We start from the raw sequence: 18,258 nt of genomic DNA on the forward strand, positions 1-18,258 counted from the left end.
ATGGTTAGAGTGGAGCTATGACTACGCCAGCTTCCCGCCCGGTCCCGCCAGTTGCCGCCAGCCCGCTGAACCTGCGCGGCGCCGTCGATCTCTCCGCCCTAAAACAGCGGCCGGCGCCGAGTTCTCCGGAACCTGCCCGTCCCGGCGCCGCAGCCCCCGGCCCGGCGGCCTCCGCCGGTTCTGCCGGTGCCCCGGTGGCCCCGGCATCCGGCCCGGCCGACCACGCAGGCCGGCCGTTGCGCGTGGATGTGACCGAGGGCAACTTCCAGGAGCTCGTGGACCTCTCGGCCCAGGTGCCGGTGGTGATCGCGCTCTGGGCCTCCTATTCGCCAGGCTCCGGCCAGCTGGTGGACGTCCTTGAAGGCATCGTCGAGAGCTACGACGGCCGGCTGGTCCTCGGGGCCGCGGACATCGACGTGTTCCCGGAACTTGCCCAGGCGTTCCAGGTGCAGGCCGTGCCGACCGCCGTCGCGGTGGTCAAGGGCCAGCCCGTGCCGCTCTTCCAGGGCGGCGCGGACGAACAGCAGGTACGCAGCCTGTTCGATGAACTTCTCAAGGTCGCGGCCGCCAACGGCGTGACCGGGCGGATCGGCGCCGGCGGCCCGGGTGGCGCGGAACCGGAGGCGCCGCCACTGCCGCCGCTGCACCAGGCGGCGTTCGATGCGATCGAGGCCGGCGACTACGCGGCCGCGGCCGCCGCCTACCGGCAGGCCCTGAACGAGATGCCCGCCGACGCGGAGGCCAAGGCCGGCCTGGCACAGGTGGAACTGATGGATCGCCTGCAGGCCCTCTCCGGGCCCGAGGCAGATGCCCTGCGCCGGCTCGCGGCCGACGAGCCGGACGACCTCGAGGCCCAGCTCGGGGTTGCGGACCTGGATATCGCCGGCGGCCACATCGAGGACGGCCTTGGCCGGATCGTGACGTTCATTGGCCGCAACTTCGGCCCGGAACGGGAGACCGCCCGGGTGAGGCTGCTTGAACTCTTCGACGTCGTCGGCACCGGCGACGACCGCGTCGCCAAGGCCCGCCAGGGGCTGGCCCGGGTGCTGTTCTAGTGGGATCGGCACTTTTCGCGCCGCTGGATCTGAGGTCCCTGCGGCTGCAGCACCGTGGCTGGGTGTCCCCGATGTGCCAGTACAGCTGCGACCCGGAAACGGGGGAGGGCGTGCCCACAGACTGGCACCTGATGCATCTGGGCTCCTTTGCCACCGGGGGAGCGGCCCTGGTCCTCACCGAGGCCAACGCCGTGAACGCCGCGGGCAGGATCAGCCCCCGCGACGCCGGCCTCTACAACGACGACCAGGCCGCAGCCTGGGAACGCATCACCGCCTTCGTGCACCGCCACGGCACCGCGGAGACCAAGATCGGCACCCAGCTGGCGCACGCAGGCCGAAAAGCGTCCTCCTACTGGCCGTTCTCGGGCAAGTTGGGCAGCGTGCCGGCGTCCGAGGGCGGCTGGGACACCGTGGGTCCTGGCACCGGCGCATTCGACGGCTACGCGCCGCCGTCGGCCATGACGGAAGCGCAGATCGACGGTGTGATCGCCGATTTCGCCGCGTCCGCCGTGCGGGCCGTCGACGCAGGGTTCGACACGATCGAAATCCATGGCGCGCACGGCTACCTGCTGCACCAGTTCCAGAGCCCGCTGGTCAACGACCGCACGGACCGCTGGGGCGGGGACGAGGCGGGCCGGAACCGATTGACGCTTGCCGTGGTGGACGCGGTCCGCGCGGTCATCCCGGACTCCATGCCCCTGCTGCTGCGGATCTCGGCCTCGGACTGGGCGCCGGGCGGGATCGAGGCCGACGCCTCGGTCCGGATGGCCGCTGCCGCCGCCGAGCGCGGGGTGGACCTGGTGGACGTTTCCAGCGGCGGGGCCGTGGCGCACCAGCAGATTCCCGTGGGCCCCGGCTACCAGACCGGGTTCTCCGCCCGGATCCGGCGCGAAACCGGGGTCAGGACCGGCACGGTGGGACTCCTGACGTCCGCCGGGCAGGCCGAGCACGCGGTGGCCACCGGCCAGGCGGACGGCGTGTTCATCGCCCGTGCCGCCCTGCGGGATCCGCACTGGTGGCTGCGGGCCGCGTTTGAGCTCGGCCATGACCTCGCGTGGCCGCCGCAGTACGAGCGCGCCCTGCCCCGGCATTCGTTCTAGAACCGGCATCCATTCCAGAACCGCATTCATTCCAGAAACAGCTGTGCCGGTTCCCGCGAGTGAAAACGTACGCCTTGCGGACTATCCTTTTCGCGCCGTCCGGCGGTTAGTCTGGCGTCATGACATTCCAACCCCCTGGCCAGCAGGGACAGCCAGCCCCGGCCGGTCCGTCGTCGCCGCCGGTTCCTGCCCTGTCCCTGCTTGGCCTCGCCAAGCGCTTCGGCGACAAAATCGCCGTCGATGGCATCAGCCTGGACGTTCCGGCCGGCTCCTTCTACGGAGTGGTCGGGCCCAACGGCGCCGGCAAGACCACCACCTTGTCCATGGCGACCGGCCTGCTGCGCCCGGACTTCGGCACCGCGCTGGTCCACGGCGTCGACGTCTGGCAGCATCCGCTGGAGGCCAAGAAGCTGATGGGGATCCTGCCCGACGGCGTCCGGCTGTTCGACCGCCTCAGCGGCGAGCAGCTGGTCACCTATGCCGGCCTGCTGCGCGGGATGGACCGGGAAATGGTGGCGTCGCGGGTGGCGGAACTGCTCGCTGCCCTGGACCTGGCCAATGACGCCGGCACGCTGGTGGTGGACTATTCCGCCGGCATGACCAAGAAGATCGCGCTGGCCTCGGCGCTGATCCACGCCCCGCGGCTGCTGGTCCTCGACGAGCCGTTCGAATCGGTGGACCCGATCTCCGCGGCGAACATCCGCGACATCCTGGACCGCTACGTTTCCTCGGGCGGAACGGTCATCGTCTCCAGCCACGTCATGGACCTGGTCCAGCGCATGTGCGACCACGTCGCAGTCGTCGCGGGCGGCCGGGTCCTCGCCGCCGGGACTGTGGAGGAAGTCCGCGCCGGCGCCACCCTTGAGGACCGCTTCGTGCAGCTCGTGGGCGGCCGGAACCACACGGAAGGGCTGGAATGGTTGCGCACCTTCTGAGGCTCAAGCTGACCCTGCTGCGCAACAGCGTCCGGCGCAGCCCGTGGCAGCTGGTGGGCCTCGGGATCGGCGCCCTGTATGCCCTGGGAATCGTGGCTGTTTGCGTGGCCGGGCTGTTCGTCCTGCGCGGGGTGGAGATTGAACTCGCCCAGACCGTGGTGGTCCTGGGCGGCGCCACGGCGCTGCTGGGCTGGGCCGTCATTCCCGTCGCTGTCTCCGCCGCGGACATGACGCTGGACCCTGCCCGGTTCACCACCTTTGCCGTGCCCATGCCGCAGCTGCTGGCCGGGCTGGCGCTCGGCGGCCTGATCGGCATACCAGGTCTCGCCACCTCACTCGTTGCGCTCGCCACGGTGGGCACCTGGTCCCGCAGCCTGCCGGCCGCAGCCGGCGCCCTCCTCGGTGCCGTGCTGGGCGTGCTGAGCTGCATCGTTCTCTCCAAGGTCGTGACCACGGCCACGGCCGGACTGGCAAGCTCCCGGCGCTTCAAGGACATCAGCTCAGTCGCCTTCCTCATCCCGCTCGTGCTCACGGGGCCCATCGTGGCGGGCATCGCGAGGGGAATCGCCGGTTCCGGCGATTTCCTGACCGGCCTGGCCAGGGCCCTGTCCTGGACGCCGGCCGGGGCGGCGTTCTCGCTCGGCGGCGAGCTGGCTGCCGGCAGCTACGCGGCCGCGACCGTGAAATTCCTCATCGCCGCGGCCACCCTGGCGGGGCTGGCCCTGGCGTGGAAGGTCCTGCTGCAGCGCGCCCTGGTGACCCCGCCCTACGCCGGGACATCCAAGCGGCGGACTGGCGGCACGGGCCTGTTCGGGTTGCTCCCGGCGACACCGGCCGCCGCCGTCGCCGCGAGGTCCCTGTACTACTGGCTGCGCGATCCCCGCTACGCCGGCGCGCTCGTGGTCGTTCCGCTCCTGCCGGTGCTGTTCCTCTTCCAGGGCAGCCAGAGCGGGTTCTACGGCCCGTTCCAGTTCGTCGGGCCGCTGACGGCCTTCCTCCTGGCGTGGTCGATCTCCACGGACGTCTCCTATGACAGCACCGCCTTCGCCCTGCACGTGGCAACGGGGGTGCGCGGCGCCGACGACAGGCTCGGCCGTGCGCTGGCATGCCTGAGCTTTGCGCTGCCGGTGGCGGTCCTGTTCAGCGTCGGGCCGTTCTTCTTCACCGGCGACTGGGACAAGCTGCCCGCGGTCCTGGGCCTCTGCCTCGGCGTCCTCTTCACCGGCCTGGGCCTGGCCTCGGTGATCTCGGCGCGCTACACCGTGAGCGTCCCGCTTCCGGGGGACAGCCCGTTCAAGAAGCCGCCGGGCAACGTGGCCCAGACCCTCGCCGTGCAGTTCGGCGGCATGGCCGTGCTTCTGGTCCTCGTGGCTCCCGAGGCGGCGCTCGTGGCCGCGCAGTTCATCACTGGGAGCTCCGTGCCGGGCTGGATCGCGCTGGCCCTCGGACCCGTGCTTGGTCTCACACTCTTCGCCGTCGGTGTCCGGACCGGCGGAGCGTGGCTGGACCGGCGGGCGCCGGAGCTGCTGGCACAACTGGCTGTCAACCGCTGACGGGTGCATGCTGGGAGTGCGCAGACTCGGAAACCAGGTAGGCCAGTAAGGCAGGATCATGGAAGTTGTCATCCTTCCCGGCAGCAAACAGATCGCGTCGCTTGCCGCGGATGCGGTGGAGGCCCTTCTCCGCCGCAAGCCCGACGCCGTCCTGGGCCTGGCGACCGGTTCCACGCCCCTGCCGGTGTATGTCGAACTGGCGGCGCGGCACGAGCGCGCCGGCCTGGATTTCAGCCGGGTCCGCGCCTTCGCCCTGGACGAGTACGTGGGGCTGCCGGCCGGCCACCCGGAGTCCTACCGCGAGGTGATCGCCCGCGAATTCACCGCACGGGTGAACATCAGTCCGGCCAACGTCCACGTGCCCGACGGCGCGGCGGCGGACATCCCCGCAGCCTGCCGGGCCTACGAAGATGCCATCCGCGATGCCGGGGGCGTGGACCTTCAGCTCCTCGGCGTCGGAACGGACGGCCACATCGGGTTCAACGAACCGGGATCGTCGCTGGCGTCCCGGACGCGGATCAAGACCCTGATCGAGCAGACACGCCGGGACAACGCACGGTTTTTCGGCAGCCTGGCCGACGTGCCGCACCACGTCCTGACCCAAGGCCTGGGCACCATCCTGGATGCCCGCCACGTGATCCTGATCGCCACCGGTGCGCAAAAAGCCCAGGCCGTCCGGGACCTCGCGGAGGGCCCCGTCGCCGCCATCTGTGCGGCCTCCGTCCTGCAGTTGCACCCGCACGCCACCATCCTCCTGGACGAGGCGGCGGCGTCGTCGCTGCGGCTGGCGGATTACTACCGCCACAGCTACGACCACAAACCCGCCTGGCAGGGCCTCTAGGCCCCGCCGCCGGCACCCCGCAGGTCCGGCAGCGCCCTTCCAACGGCTAAGATGGGTGTCATGACTAGCATGACCGATCCTCTCGAAAACGATCCGATGCGCGAGCTCTCCGGAGCCGGGACGTCAACGGCCACGATCGAGCGCGAGGAACTGCGCCAGGAAGTTGAGCCCGGTGACCGGGAGCGCTTCTCGCACTACGTGCGCAAGGAAAAGATCATGGAATCCGCGCTGACCGGTGAACCGGTGATCGCGCTCTGCGGCAAGGTCTGGACTCCGGGCCGGGATCCGCAGAAGTTCCCCGTCTGCCCCGAATGCAAGGAAGTCTACGAGGGCCTGCGCCCCGGAAACGACGGCGGCAAGGGCTCCGGCGACAAGTAAGGGCAATCAACGGAACCAACAGGTTCCGTTAGCCGTCGTCTGACGGCGCTTCCCTATGGCGGCGCGCCGTCGCGCCCCTGATTTTCTGCTTTCCTGATTGCCGGTCCATGCTGTCCGGGTACTGCCTTACGGTCCATCCAAAAAGATTGGTGTTTTTGTGCTTAATTGGGTTTCTCCGTCGGCTGCAGCCATGCGCGGATGGAGGGCGCCTTAATGACGGAGACACTTTTCGGCGGACCCACGCTTCCCCCCGCCTATCCCGAGCGGGCCGCCTGGGGCACCGCCCCCAAGCTGCGCGCCTGGCAGCAGGAGGCGCTGGACAGCTACTTCAGCACCCATCCCAAGGATTTCCTTGCGGTCGCAACCCCCGGCGCGGGTAAGACCACCTTCGCCCTGCGCGTGGCGTCCATGCTCATCGATTCCGGAGTGGTCAACCGCGTGACCATCGTGGCACCCACCGACCACCTCAAGCGCCAGTGGGCCGACGCCGCGGCCCGGGTGGGCATCGCGATCGACCCGAACTTCAAGAATGCCGACGGCCAGCACGGCCGCGGATTCATCGGCGTCGCCGTGACCTACGCCCAGGTGGCCAGCAAGCCCATGCTGCACCGGGCCAAGACCGAAGCCGCCCGCACGCTGGTGATCCTGGACGAAATCCACCACGGCGGCGAGGCCCTGTCCTGGGGTGACGGCCTCCGTGAGGCGTTCGACCCGGCGGCCCGGCGGCTCTCCCTGACGGGCACCCCGTTCCGCTCGGACACCTCGCCCATCCCGTTCGTGGAGTACTCCGAGGACCGGGACGGGATCCGGCGGTCCAAGGCCGACTACACCTACGGCTACGGCAAGGCCCTGCGCGACCACGTGGTCCGCCCGGTGATGTTCATGGCCTACTCCGGCCAAATGCGCTGGCGCACCAGCGCGGGGGACGAGATGGCCGCCTCGCTCGGGGAGTCGGCCGTCACGAAGGACATCACATCCCAGGCCTGGCGCACCGCGCTGAACCCGGCCGGCGAATGGATCCCCGCCGTCCTGGCCGGCGCGGACAAGCGTCTCAGCGAGGTCCGGCGCAGCGTCCCGGATGCCGGCGGCCTGGTCATTGCCACGGACCACGAGGACGCCCGCGCGTATGCCGGCCAGCTGAAGAAGATCACCGGCGAATCGCCCACCGTCATCCTCTCCGACGACGCGAAGGCCTCCAGCAAGATCGAGGAATTCACCGCCAGCGAGAAGCGCTGGATGGTGGCCGTCCGGATGGTCTCCGAAGGCGTCGACGTTCCGCGGCTGTCCGTCGGCGTCTACGCCACCTCGACCTCCACCCCGCTGTTCTTCGCCCAGGCCGTGGGGCGCTTCGTGCGTGCCCGCAAGCGCGGCGAGACGGCGTCGGTCTTCCTGCCCTCCGTGCCGCAGCTGATGGCCCTGGCCAACTCGATGGAGGCCGAGCGCGACCACGCCCTGGACCGCCCGGAGAAGGAAGACAGCGACGGCCTCTTCAATCCCGAGGATTCGCTCATGGACGAGGCGAACCGCGAGGAGAAGGCCTCCGATTCCCTGATGAAGGGCAAGTTCGAGGCCCTCGACTCCCAGGCGTCCTTTGACCGGGTGCTCTTCGACGGCGGCGAATTCGGCACCGGCGGCGAGGTGGGCTCGGAGGACGAGCTCGACTTCCTCGGGATCCCGGGACTGCTGGACGCTGAACAGGTCGGCACGCTGTTGCGCCAGCGCCAGCACGAGCAGCTGAACCGGAAGAACAGGCGCTCCCCGCAGACTGAGGCAGCCGCGGCTGCGGCCCCGGCCGTGCCGGACCACCGGATGCTTATGGACCTGCGCACCGAGCTGGCCAAAAACGTCGCGGCCTGGTCTGCCCGCACCGGGACCCCGCACGGCGTCATCCATACCAAGCTCCGGACCGTCTGCGGCGGCCCGGCCGTCGCCCAGGCCAACGAGGAACAGCTGCAGACCCGCCTGCGCAAGCTCCAGGACTGGTTCATCGGCCGGAAGTAGCCCCGCGCAGGCGGTTATGGCACGGGGTTAAGGGCACAGGGTTATGGGCTCAGGCCAATAGGCGCCGGGCAACAGCAGAGGGACCAGTTCACTGTGAACTGGTCCCTCTGCTGTTTACTCTGCTTTGAACTTTGCTTCGGCTACTGGCCGGCGCCGCAGACCTGGCCGTAGGTCTGGCCTGCCGCGGTGTAGTCGGCCTTCATGTCCTCGAGCTTGGCGGTGTCCGGGGAGGGCTTGGCTGACTCGTCGAAGTATTCGATGATGGTCTGCAGCGGGGCCCGCAGGTCCTCGGATGCCGCCGCCTTGATGGGCCGCAGCTGGTTGGCGACCCGGGTCATGCCGGTCTTGTCTGATGTGGCCGACTGGGCGGAGACCACGGTCTTGACCCGGGCGCAGGTTTCCTCGTTGGTCAGCTGCGGCGTGGCAGAGCAGCCGGCCGCGCCGAGCAGCGCTCCGGCGGCAATCAGGACGGTCAGGGTCTTCTTCATGGTGTACTCCGGGGTTCTACGGGTCTGTCGATATGGCAAGACTGGCGATGGGGGCAAGGATTTCGAGTCTACTGGCTCAGAGGACATCGACGCCGCCGAGCTCCATCTCGGCCACGGCATCGTCCAGGTCTTCGGCAATGCCGACCGTCAGGCCGCGCAGCACCGTGACGGAGTAGCCGGCCTGGACGGCATCCAGGGCGGTCGCTTTGACGCAGTAGTCCGTGGCGATGCCCACCACCACGATGTCCTCGACGTCGTGGCTCTGCAGCCAGTCGTCCAGCCCGATCGCGTCCTCGCCAGCGGCGAAATCACTGCCCGCGAAGGGACTCACTGTGTCGTCGGAGTCGTCGGAGTCGTCGGAGTCTCCGGAGTCTCCGGAGCCTCCGGCGCCGGTAACGGGCATGGCGCCGGGCTGGCGGTCACCGGTGGGGACGTCGTCCTCGGGGGCCAGCAGCCCTTCGAAGCCGGAGTACGCCGCGGCGAACTGGCCCTTGCGGAAGTACGCCTGGATGTGTTCGGGATCAAGATCGGGATGCAGTTCGGCCCCGCGGGTGCCCGCCACGCAGTGCCGCGGCCAGCTGTCCACGAGATCGGGTTTCTCCGAGAAGTGCTCACCCGGATCGATGTGCCAGTCCTGGGTGGCCACGACGTGGTCGAACTGGCCGTGGTGGGCATCAACGTACTCGCTGATTTCCCCGGCCAGGCTTGCCCCGCCTGGGACAGCCAGGGCACCTCCCTCACAGAAATCGTTTTGGACGTCAACGATGATCAAGGCGCGGGACATTCAGTCCTCCTCGTAGATGGTGGGGATGGCCGCCTCGCCGCGCTGGAGCCGGTTGACCACCGCGGGAAGCTCCCGCATGGTTTCCGCGTGGCGCCGGCGCGCGCGCTGGACCCCCTCCGGGCCCGTCCACCCGGGGAGGAGCTCGCCGTTCTTGACGAACTGCTGCAGCAGCGGACGGTCGTTGCCGTCGTCCTCCGGGTGATGGCCGACGCCGACGATTTCGGCCGTGGCGGTCCCGCGCTCATTGAGCTTGCGCAGCGCGTACTTCCGGCCGCCCTTGCTGGCCTTGTTCTTGGCGGCCTTGGCGACGGAGATGAAATCGCCGGCGTCGTCGGTACGGCTGACGAGCTTGTAGACCATGCTCGCCGTCGGGGCCCCGGACCCGGTCACGAGCGAGGTGCCCACGCCGTAGGAGTCCACCGGCGCGGACGCCAGCGCCGCGATGGCGAATTCGTCGAGGTCTGAGGTCACCACGATCTTGGTGTGGTCGTTGCCGAGCTCGTCGAGCAGCCGGCGCACCCACTGGGCCTGGGCCACGAGGTCGCCCGAGTCCAGCCGGACAGCGCCCAGCTTGTCCCCGGCGAGATCGACGGCGGTGCGGACGGCCGTTTCGACGTCGTACGTGTCCACCAGCAGGGAGGTGTCCGGCCCAAAGGCGGCAATCTGCGCCTCGAAGGCCTCCCGCTCGGTGTCATGGAGGAGGGTGAAGGAATGGGCGGCCGTGCCCACCGTCTTCAGCCCGTAGCGCAATCCGGCCTCCAGGTTCGAGGTGCTGTCGAACCCGGCGATGACCGCGGCCCGGGCAGCGGCGGCCGCCGATTCCTCGTGGGTCCGGCGCGATCCCATTTCGATGCATGGGCGGGTCCCGGCCGCGGAGATCATCCGGGAGGCGGCGGAGGCGATGGCGCAGTCGTGGTTGAGCACGGAGAGCAGGTAGGTCTCCAGGATGCAGGCCTCGGCGAACGTGGACTCAACGATCAGCGCGGGGGAGTTCGGGAAGTAAGCCTCACCCTCCGGATAGCCCCAGATGTCGCCGGAAAAGCTGTAGCCGGCCAGGTACTCCAGTGTCTGGTCGTTGACCACCTTGGTCCGGCGCAGGTAGTCCAGTTCCGGCTCGCCGAAGCGGAAGTTCGCGATCCCTTCCAGGAGGCGGCCGGTGCCTGCCACGATGCCGTAGCGGCGCCCGTCCGGGAGCCGCCGGGCGAAGGCCTCGAAGACCGATTTGCGGTGCGCCGCGCCGGACTGCAGGGCACCCTGCAGCATGGTCAGCTCGTAGTGGTCTGTGTACAGGGACGTGCGGGGACGGTCCCAGCCAGCGGAGGTACTCACAAATTCACTCTAGTGTGCATCCCCATAGAATGGACAGATGACCCTCAGCGTTGCGCTCGGCCCCGACACACGGGAGAGTACCCAGACCGGAACAGTGACGTCCGGCGACGTCCTGACCGCCCCGGACGTCCCCTGGAACCTCGTGATCTGGAACGATCCCGTGAACCTGATGAGCTATGTGAGCTATGTGTTCCGCAGCTATTTCGGCTACTCGGAGGCGAAAGCGAACAAGCTGATGATGGAGGTCCACAAGAAGGGCCGCTCGATCGTGGCGCACGGCAGCAAGGAACAGGTGGAGCAGCACGCCGTCGCGATGCATGGCTACGGCCTCTGGGCGACGGTGGAAAAGGCCACCGGCGGCACCGCGGGCGGTTCCGGCAAAGGCAAGGGAAAACGTGGCTAAGGCATTCAAGTACGGGCTCAAGGGCATCAAGGGCCATCTGGAGCCGGCCGAGCGGGAGCTGCTGCGCAGCCTTTTCGATGACGTCATCTCCATGCTGGAGCCGGAGCAGCGCGCCAACGAGGACCCGCTGGCGGCCCTGGTGGGCCTTGACACCGAAGCCCGCGAACCCTCTGACCGCGCCATGCGGCGGCTGTTGCCGAACGTGATGAAGAACGACGACGCCGCCTCCCTGGAGTTCCGCCGTTACACCGAGCGGTCGCTGCGCGAAAGCAAGATCGGCGCGCTGAAGGCGGCCGCACTGAGCCTGGACCGGGACAACCTCGTCCTGACCCCGGACGACGCCCGGCACTGGGCCACCGCGCTCAACGATGTCCGGCTGGTGCTGGCCGAACGCCTCGACATCCGTGACGACGCCGACGCCGACAACATCCACCTCATGCAGGACTGGGCCCAGGCCGAGGACGTCGAAAGCTACCTGGCCCTGGTGTACAACTTCACCACCTGGCTGCAGGAGTCGCTGGTCCAGGCCATGGCGCACTCGCTCGATAGGTAGGGCCGCTAAGCGACAGCGGTGGCGTCAGAAACAGGCACGGACTGTATCTGAGGAAGCTCCTCGAAGGCCGGCTTTGCGAACCAATATCCCTGAAACAAGCGGATGCCGGCCTCCTTCAGAATCCGGAACTCCGCCTCCGTCTCGGTGCCCTCTGCGAGCACCGTGATGTCGAGCTCCTTGGCGATGCCGACGATGCCAGCAACGACAGCCTGGAAGGCCGGGCTGGTGTCGATTCCCCGGATGAGCTTCATGTCGATCTTGACCAGGTCCGGCTGGAAATCGGCCAGCAGCCCCAGCCCTGCATGACCGGCACCAAAGTCGTCGATGGCGGTGGTGAAACCATGCTTGCGGTATTCGGTGATGATGTTCGTGAGGTGGGCGGTGTCGGAAACCTCCTCATTCTCCGTGAACTCGAACATGATCGACGACGTCGGAAAGCTGCAACGCCTGGCTGCAAGCAGCGTCGCACGAAGGCACGCGGCCGGTTCGTACACCGCGTTCGGCATGAAGTTGATGGAGAGAATCAAGTCCTCACCGGCAGGAAACAGCCGCGATGCCAGCTCGATTGCCTTGACGCGGCAGTCCTGGTCGAAACGGTACTTTTGCTCAGGTGCGACTCTGGACAGGACGTGAAAAGCCCCCTCTCCCGTCAAGCCTCTGACCAGTGCCTCGGAGCCCCATACGCGACCAGCAACGGCGTCATAGATCGGTTGGAAGGCAGGGTCTTCCGCGCCTTGCCCATCCGCCGGAAACCTGTGTGACCCATCAGACACGAGTTGCAGGACACAATGTGATGGCCGTGCCTGTAGTGAAGCCCTATCCTCGAATAATCATGACTTCAGCATCAAATACGGATCCGGCAGCGCCAGCTGCGGCGGAGACCGCAGCGGGCAGCGCCGGAAATGCCGGGCTGGCGTCGCGCCCCATCGGCGTCTTCGACTCCGGAGTCGGCGGCCTCACGGTGGCCCGCTCGATCATTGACCAGCTGCCCAACGAATCCATCCTGTATGTCGGTGACACTGCGCACGGCCCCTACGGCCCCCTTCCCATCGCCGAAGTCCGGGCCAACGCCCTCGGCGTCATGGACGAGCTCGTGGATTCCGGCGTGAAGCTGCTGACCATCGCCTGCAACTCCGCGTCCGCCGCCGTGCTGCGTGACGCCCGCGAACGGTACACGGCCCGGTACGGGATCCCCGTGATCGAAGTGATCCAGCCGGCCGTGCGGCGCGCCGTCGCGGCGACCCGGACGGGCCGGGTGGGTGTGATCGGGACCTCGGCCACGGTGGGCTCACGCGCCTACGAGGACACCTTCGCCGCGGCCCCGGACCTGGAGATCACGTCCGTGGCCTGCCCGGCGTTCGTGCCGTACGTGGAGGCCGGGATTACCACCGGACCGGAACTGCTCGCCGTCGCCCGCGACTACCTGGCACCGCTCATTGCCGCCGGGGTGGACACGGTGGTGCTCGGCTGCACCCACTACCCGCTGCTCACCGGCGTGATCTCCTTCGTTATGGGTGAGGACGTCACGCTGGTTTCCAGCGCTGAGGAAACCGCCAAGGACGTCTACCGGGCTTTGGCCTCCCGGGGCCTGGAGCGCACGGACGCCGCGGCGCCGGAGCACAATTTCATCGCCACCGGCGACGCCGCCCAGTTTGAGCACCTCGCCCGGCGCTTCCTGGGCCCCGAGGTCCTCAGTGTCCGCCACGTGGACCACGTCGCGGCGCAGTACCCCACCGGCAGCCTCGCCCGGATCACCCCGGAGATGATCGCCGCCGCCCGGGCCGGCGCGGGCCGGCCGCGGATCTCCAACTTCGTGGGCGGATCCGCGGGCGGGGGACCACTGCTGTGAAGCTGACCATCGTGGGCTGTACCGGCTCCTTCCCGGGGCCGGGCTCGCCGGCGTCGTGCTATTTGCTGACCGCCAACGACGGCGAGCGGAACTGGAAGATCGTCCTGGACCTCGGCAGCGGGGCGCTCGGCGCCATCCAGCGCTACACGGACCTGGAGGACATTGACGCGATCTTCCTCACCCACCTGCACCCGGACCATTGCATGGACCTGTGCGGGCTCCATGTTGCCGTGCGCTGGAAGCCGGGCGGCTGGGGACGGGGCAGGATTCCGGTGTGGGGGCCTGCCGCGACGGCCGACCGGATGGCCACGGCCTACGGGCTGGACCTGGATCCGGGCATGCACGAGGAATTCGATTTCAGCAACTGGTCCGAGCGCAAGCCGGTCAGCGTCGGCCCGTTCACGGTGACGCCCTTTGCGGTGAACCATCCGGTCGAGGAGGCCTACGCCCTCCGCGTGGAGGTCACCGAGCCCGCCAAGGACGGCACGCCCGTGACCCGCGTCCTGAGCTACTCCGGGGACACGGACTCCTGCGCGGGCCTGGAGGACGCCGCGCGCGACGCCGACCTTTTCCTGTGCGAGGCGGCGTTCGAGGAAGGCCGCGACGACGGGATCAAGGACGTGCACCTGACGGGCAAGCGGGCGGGGGAGGCCGCCGTCGCCGCCGGCGCGCGCCGGCTGCTGCTGACGCACATTCCCGTCTGGACGTCGCCGACCACCGTCATGGCCGAGGCCAAGGAGATCTTCGGCAAGGACGTGGCGGTCGCCGTCGCGGGCGTGCACTACACCGTCTAGCGCGCGCAGGCGGCCCGCGCGGTCGGGACCGGGTGAGTCGATAAGCTAAAGGCATGACTTCCCAAGCTCCCAGTGTCCCCGTCATCCGCGCCGACGGCCGTACCCCCGACCAGCTTCGCCCCATCAGCATCACGCGCGGCTGGTCCAAGCAGGCCGAGGGTTCGGCCCTGATCGAGTTCGGCAACACCCGGGTCCTGTGCACGGCTTCCCTGACCGAGGGCGTGCCTCGCTGGCTCAAGGGCGAGGGCCGCGGCTGGGTCACGGCCGAGTACGCCATGCTGCCCAGGGCCACGAACACCCGGTCCGACCGCGAGTCGGTCAAGGGCAAAATCGGCGGCCGCACCCATGAGATCTCCCGGCTGATCGGCCGCTCGCTGCGCTCCATCATCGACACCAAGGCCCTCGGCGAGATCACAATCGTGCTGGACTGCGATGTCCTGCAGGCCGACGGCGGCACGCGCACCGCGGCGATCACCGGCGCCTACGTGGCACTGGCCGACGCCATCCGGTTCGCCCGCGAGAAGAAGATGATCGCCCGCAACGCCCAGCCCCTGATCGACACGATCGCCGCGGTGTCCGTGGGCATCATCGACGGCGTCCCGATGCTCGACCTGCCCTACGTCGAAGACGTGCGCGCCGAGACCGACATGAACGTCGTGGTGACAGGCTCCGGTAAGTTCGTCGAAGTCCAGGGCACCGCCGAGGGCGCACCGTTCGACCGTGACGAACTGAACAAGCTGCTGGACCTCGCGCTGCTGGGCACGGAGCAGCTCGCCGCGATCCAGCGCGACACCCTGGCGGAGGCCCCGTGACGGAGACGCCCCTCGCGGACCGGCCGGAAGCCGACGGCCCGGGCCCGCGGCTTGTCCTGGCCACCCACAACAAAGGCAAGCTCCGGGAACTCCGTGAGCTGCTCCGCGGCCAGGTTCCCGGGCTCGACGTCGACACGCAGGTGGTGGACGCCGGCGCCGTCGGTGCCCCCGACGTCGCCGAGACCGGCGTAACCTTCGCCGAAAACTCGCTGCTCAAGGCCCGGGCGGTGGCCGAGGCCACGGGGCTCGTGGCGATCGCCGACGACTCCGGACTGGCCGTGGACGTCCTCGGCGGCGCGCCCGGGATATTCTCGGCGCGCTGGTCCGGCCGGCACGGCGACGACGCCGCGAACCTGCAGCTGCTGCTCGCCCAGCTGGCCGACGTGCCGGACGGGTACCGCGGGGCCGCGTTCGTCTGCGCGGCAGCGCTGGCGGTGCCCGGGTCCTCGCCCGACGGCAGCCGGGAAGTCGTGGAATACGGGCAGCTGGAAGGGACACTCCTGCGGGAGCCGCGCGGGGAGGGCGGCTTCGGCTATGACCCCGTCCTGCAGCCGAACGGGCTGGAACGCAGCTGCGCCGAGCTCAGTTCCGAGGAGAAGAACGCCATCAGCCACCGGGGCCATGCGTTCCGGGCGCTCCTGCCGGCCATCGTCGAGGCCCTGGCCGGGAAGTAGCCTGCCCGGCCAGGCTCAGGACGAAGGAAGGCGCCCCACACGGTGGGGCGCCTTCCTTGTTATCTGCTGCGTTTACTGCGGCAGTGCGCTACGGGGTCCGGCGCTCTTCTTCGGGCTCATGCTCTTCGATGAATTCGTCCACGGCGTCCGTGCCGTACTTCTCGGCCTGGCGCCTGGCGATGGCGCCCCGTATGACCTCGATGGCGATCGGGATCACGGAGACCAGCACGATGGCGATGAAGATGATGTCCAGGTTGTCCTTGACCCACGGCACTTTGTCCCCGAGCAGGTAACCCAGGAGCGTGACGCCGCCGCCCCACAGCACCGCGCCGATCACGTTGTAGGTGAAGAATTTGCGTTTGCTCATCTGCGCAACGCCCACGATCACCGGGACGAAGGTGCGGATGATCGGAACGAACCGGGCCAGGATCAGGGCCTTGCCGCCGTGCTTTTCGAAGAACGCATGCGCACTATCCACGTTTTCACGCTTGAACAGCTTGGAGTTGGGCCTGTTGAACAGGGCAGGTCCCGCCTTGGACCCAATCAGGTAGCCCACCTGGTTGCCGATGATCGCGGCGACGATGATGAGCGCGGTCAGGACCCAGATGTTGACCTGGATGGTGCCGGTGGCCACGAGCAGCCCGGCAGTGAACAGCATGGAGTCCCCAGGCAGGAAGAATCCGATCAGCAGCCCGGTCTCGGCAAAGATGATGCCGCAGACCAGCAGGACCACCCACGGCGCAAAGGCCGGATTCGCCAGGAAAACCTGGGGGTTGAGCCAGTCCGGCAGGAAGGAGGCCAGGTGCGGCTGGACGGGGCCGGCGCCGCCAAGGGCGGACACGGCGAGGTCGCTCATTGCTAGTACGTTCACCTGTTAAGGGTACTTGACGGCAGGCTGCAGGCCCGGGGGCCCAGCCCCGGGGACCGTTCCCGGTGCGGGAGGATCCGTCCGCGGGCGGTAAAGTTGGGCCGTGACTTTGGACTTTACGGCGATCGACTTTGAGACCGCGAACGGCTTCCGCGGTTCACCGTGCGCTGTTGGCCTGAGCAAGGTCCGCGGCGGCGTCGTCGTTGAGGAAGCCTCCTGGCTCATGCGGCCACCGGAAAACCATGACACCTTCGACCACCACAACGTCCGGATCCACGGCATCCGGCCGGACCAGGTGGCGGGACTGCCGCGGTTCGGGGAGCTGTTCCCGGAGATCGGCGCGTTCATCGGCGGCGACGTGCTGGCGGCCCACAATGCAGGGTTCGATCTCGGTGTGATCCGCTCCGGCCTGGAGGTCTCCGGGATGGCCGGACCCGCGTACGACTACGTCTGCACAGTGATACTGTCCCGGCGCTGCTACTCCCTGGTGTCCAATTCGCTGCCGTACGCCGCCGAAGAGGCCGGGGTCCCGCTGATCAACCACCACGATGCCGCCGAGGACGCCCGGGCCTGTGCCGGCATCCTGATCGACATCGCCGCCCGCAACGGGGCAGCTAGCATCGCGGAACTCTACCTGTCCCTCGGCCTGACGGTGTCCCACCAGCCGGCGTTCGACCCCCGGCGCGACCCGCTGTCCAAGGCCACCCTGGCCGCAATGGAGGCGCTCGCCGGGGGAACCGCCGGTTCGGCCCCGGGCCGGCGCTTCGTGGCCGGGTGGCCGGAGGAAGGCCCCAACCCGACACCCAACGCCGCCGCCAGCCCCGACCACCCACTGTTCGGCCAGACCGTGGTGTTCACCGGCGAACTGGCAATTCCCCGCCCCGAAGCAAAGGTCCGTTCCGCAGAGCTTGGCGCCAGGCCTGAAAGCCGGGTGACAGCCCGTACTACCGTTCTGGTGGTGGGCGACGGGTTTGTGGCCGCGGACCTGCGCTCCGGCCGGTTGACCGGCAAGGCGCGCCGCGTCCTGGAACTGCACGAACGCGGGCAGCGGATCGAGGTCCTGTCCGAGGGCGAATTCCTCCAGATGGTCGGCGGACATCTGGCTGCCGCACCTGCCTGACCCGGCCCTGCCTGACCCGGCCCTGACTGTCCGGGTTCTGCCTGACCCTGCGGTCACACGGCGCAACAATCATTCCTCCCACGGCGCGCCCGCTCGTAGCCTTGGCGGATGAGCAAACCCACGGATGCACAGGTCCCCACAGCGCCGGCCAAGTCAGCGCCGTCGGCGTCAATGCCAGCGGACTCGGCGTCGTCGGCGCCCGCGAAGTCAGCACCGGCGACGCGCGGAATTGACTGGCATCGGGTGTTCGCGTTTCCGAACCCGGTGAATGAGTACGCCGCCCGCATCACCGCGGCCCTGGTGGTGGCGCTGTCCGCCGTGACCCTGCTGACCGGTTTCGGGTGGGGGCTCGCCGTCATCGCGGCCGGTTTCTGGCTGCGCGTGCTGTTCGGTCCCCGGATCTCGCCCCTGGCCCAGCTCTCGGTCAAGGTCCTGACGCCCTGGCTCGGGCGGACCCGTCTTGTCCCCGGTCCGCCCAAGCGGTTCGCCCAGGGCATCGGCGCTGCCGTGTCGACGGCGTCGGCGGTGCTGCTGGCCGCCGGCCTCGCGCCGGCGGCGTGGGTGCTGCTCGCCGTGCTGATCACCGCCGCGTCCCTTGAGGCGTTCGCCGGGTTCTGCCTCGGCTGCACCATTTTCGGCTTCCTGCAGCGCCGCGGGCTCATCCCCGAGGACGTCTGCGAAGCCTGCAACAACATATCGCTCCGCGGCGCCTAGGATCCGG

General features: G+C 68.8%; 20 protein-coding genes. 15 read left to right on the forward strand and 5 right to left on the reverse strand.

Annotated features, from left to right (window positions below; genetic code table 11):
* Positions 1-17: 17 nt before the first annotated feature.
* The 7 genes from ARTB_RS14995 (at position 18) to ARTB_RS15025 (ending at position 7,863) form a co-directional block, all read left to right on the forward strand.
* Positions 18-1,055, forward strand: coding sequence for a tetratricopeptide repeat protein (locus tag ARTB_RS14995; protein ID WP_243181264.1), 1,038 nt, complete (start codon positions 18-20; stop codon positions 1,053-1,055).
* Positions 1,055-2,155, forward strand: coding sequence for an NADH:flavin oxidoreductase/NADH oxidase (locus ARTB_RS15000; protein ID WP_243181265.1), 1,101 nt, complete (start codon positions 1,055-1,057; stop codon positions 2,153-2,155). The genes ARTB_RS14995 and ARTB_RS15000 overlap by 1 nt, the downstream gene beginning before the upstream one ends.
* Before the next feature lie 119 nt (positions 2,156-2,274).
* Positions 2,275-3,090 (forward strand): ABC transporter ATP-binding protein, encoded by an 816-nt coding sequence (locus ARTB_RS15005; RefSeq protein ID WP_243181266.1) that lies wholly within the window; start codon positions 2,275-2,277, stop codon positions 3,088-3,090.
* Positions 3,072-4,643: a transporter gene (locus tag ARTB_RS15010; protein ID WP_243181267.1), complete on the forward strand. Its 1,572-nt coding sequence runs from the start codon at positions 3,072-3,074 to the stop codon at positions 4,641-4,643. The genes ARTB_RS15005 and ARTB_RS15010 overlap by 19 nt, the downstream gene beginning before the upstream one ends.
* Before the next feature lie 58 nt (positions 4,644-4,701).
* Positions 4,702-5,484 carry a glucosamine-6-phosphate deaminase gene (gene nagB, locus ARTB_RS15015; protein WP_028276050.1) on the forward strand — a complete coding sequence of 261 codons (783 nt, stop codon included), beginning with the start codon at positions 4,702-4,704 and terminating at the stop codon, positions 5,482-5,484.
* Between the two features lie 60 nt (positions 5,485-5,544).
* Positions 5,545-5,862, forward strand: coding sequence for a DUF3039 domain-containing protein (locus ARTB_RS15020; RefSeq protein ID WP_370122952.1), 318 nt, complete (start codon positions 5,545-5,547; stop codon positions 5,860-5,862).
* A 213-nt stretch (positions 5,863-6,075) separates the two neighbouring features.
* Positions 6,076-7,863, forward strand: coding sequence for a DEAD/DEAH box helicase (locus ARTB_RS15025; RefSeq protein ID WP_243181268.1), 1,788 nt, complete (start codon positions 6,076-6,078; stop codon positions 7,861-7,863).
* Between the two features lie 140 nt (positions 7,864-8,003).
* Here the strand turns inward: ARTB_RS15025 and ARTB_RS15030 are convergent, their stop codons facing one another.
* From ARTB_RS15030 to ARTB_RS15040, 3 genes are all read right to left on the reverse strand, one after another.
* The gene (locus ARTB_RS15030) at positions 8,004-8,351 is read right to left on the reverse strand and encodes a hypothetical protein (protein WP_223915998.1); all 348 of its coding nucleotides are present in this window, start codon (positions 8,349-8,351) and stop codon (positions 8,004-8,006) included.
* Positions 8,352-8,427: 76 nt separating this feature from the next.
* Entirely contained in the window at positions 8,428-9,135 is a 708-nt protein-coding gene (locus tag ARTB_RS15035) for an isochorismatase family protein (protein ID WP_243181269.1), read from the reverse strand.
* Positions 9,136-10,464, reverse strand: a complete 1,329-nt coding sequence (locus ARTB_RS15040) for a nicotinate phosphoribosyltransferase (protein ID WP_243181270.1) — start codon at positions 10,462-10,464, stop codon at positions 9,136-9,138.
* Positions 10,465-10,501: 37 nt separating this feature from the next.
* On the opposite strand from ARTB_RS15040, the gene clpS reads away from it, so the two are divergent.
* Positions 10,502-10,867 (forward strand): ATP-dependent Clp protease adapter ClpS, encoded by a 366-nt coding sequence (clpS, locus tag ARTB_RS15045; protein WP_243181271.1) that lies wholly within the window; start codon positions 10,502-10,504, stop codon positions 10,865-10,867.
* The gene (locus ARTB_RS15050; protein WP_243181272.1) at positions 10,860-11,420 is read left to right on the forward strand and encodes a DUF2017 domain-containing protein; all 561 of its coding nucleotides are present in this window, start codon (positions 10,860-10,862) and stop codon (positions 11,418-11,420) included. The genes clpS and ARTB_RS15050 overlap by 8 nt, the downstream gene beginning before the upstream one ends.
* 5 nt (positions 11,421-11,425) lie before the next feature.
* Here ARTB_RS15050 and ARTB_RS15055 read toward each other — a convergent pair whose 3' ends face one another.
* The gene (locus ARTB_RS15055) at positions 11,426-12,193 is read right to left on the reverse strand and encodes an EAL domain-containing protein (protein ID WP_243181273.1); all 768 of its coding nucleotides are present in this window, start codon (positions 12,191-12,193) and stop codon (positions 11,426-11,428) included.
* 59 nt (positions 12,194-12,252) lie between these two features.
* On the opposite strand from ARTB_RS15055, the gene murI reads away from it, so the two are divergent.
* The 4 genes from murI to rdgB are packed head-to-tail and all read left to right on the forward strand — an operon-like array spanning position 12,253 to position 15,549.
* Entirely contained in the window at positions 12,253-13,269 is a 1,017-nt protein-coding gene (gene murI, locus ARTB_RS15060) for a glutamate racemase (RefSeq protein WP_028276045.1), read from the forward strand.
* Positions 13,266-14,063, forward strand: coding sequence for an MBL fold metallo-hydrolase (locus tag ARTB_RS15065; protein WP_243181274.1), 798 nt, complete (start codon positions 13,266-13,268; stop codon positions 14,061-14,063). The genes murI and ARTB_RS15065 overlap by 4 nt, the downstream gene beginning before the upstream one ends.
* 53 nt (positions 14,064-14,116) lie before the next feature.
* On the forward strand, positions 14,117-14,875 hold the full coding sequence (gene rph, locus ARTB_RS15070; protein WP_028276043.1) for a ribonuclease PH: 759 nt from the start codon (positions 14,117-14,119) through the stop codon (positions 14,873-14,875).
* Positions 14,872-15,549 (forward strand): RdgB/HAM1 family non-canonical purine NTP pyrophosphatase, encoded by a 678-nt coding sequence (gene rdgB, locus ARTB_RS15075; RefSeq protein WP_243181275.1) that lies wholly within the window; start codon positions 14,872-14,874, stop codon positions 15,547-15,549. The genes rph and rdgB overlap by 4 nt, the downstream gene beginning before the upstream one ends.
* An 88-nt stretch (positions 15,550-15,637) precedes the next feature.
* Here rdgB and ARTB_RS15080 read toward each other — a convergent pair whose 3' ends face one another.
* Entirely contained in the window at positions 15,638-16,405 is a 768-nt protein-coding gene (locus ARTB_RS15080) for a VTT domain-containing protein (RefSeq protein ID WP_243181326.1), read from the reverse strand.
* Between the two features lie 115 nt (positions 16,406-16,520).
* Between ARTB_RS15080 and ARTB_RS15085 the strand changes: the two genes are divergently transcribed.
* Positions 16,521-17,537: an exonuclease domain-containing protein gene (locus tag ARTB_RS15085; protein WP_243181276.1), complete on the forward strand. Its 1,017-nt coding sequence runs from the start codon at positions 16,521-16,523 to the stop codon at positions 17,535-17,537.
* 171 nt (positions 17,538-17,708) lie between these two features.
* Complete coding sequence (locus tag ARTB_RS15090) at positions 17,709-18,251, forward strand: DUF4395 domain-containing protein (RefSeq protein WP_279294325.1); 543 nt, start codon at positions 17,709-17,711, stop codon at positions 18,249-18,251.
* The last annotated feature ends 7 nt before the right edge of the window (positions 18,252-18,258 follow it).

The sequence above is a fragment of the Arthrobacter humicola genome (assembly GCF_022803015.1).
GTDB lineage: Bacteria > Actinomycetota > Actinomycetes > Actinomycetales > Micrococcaceae > Arthrobacter > Arthrobacter humicola_A.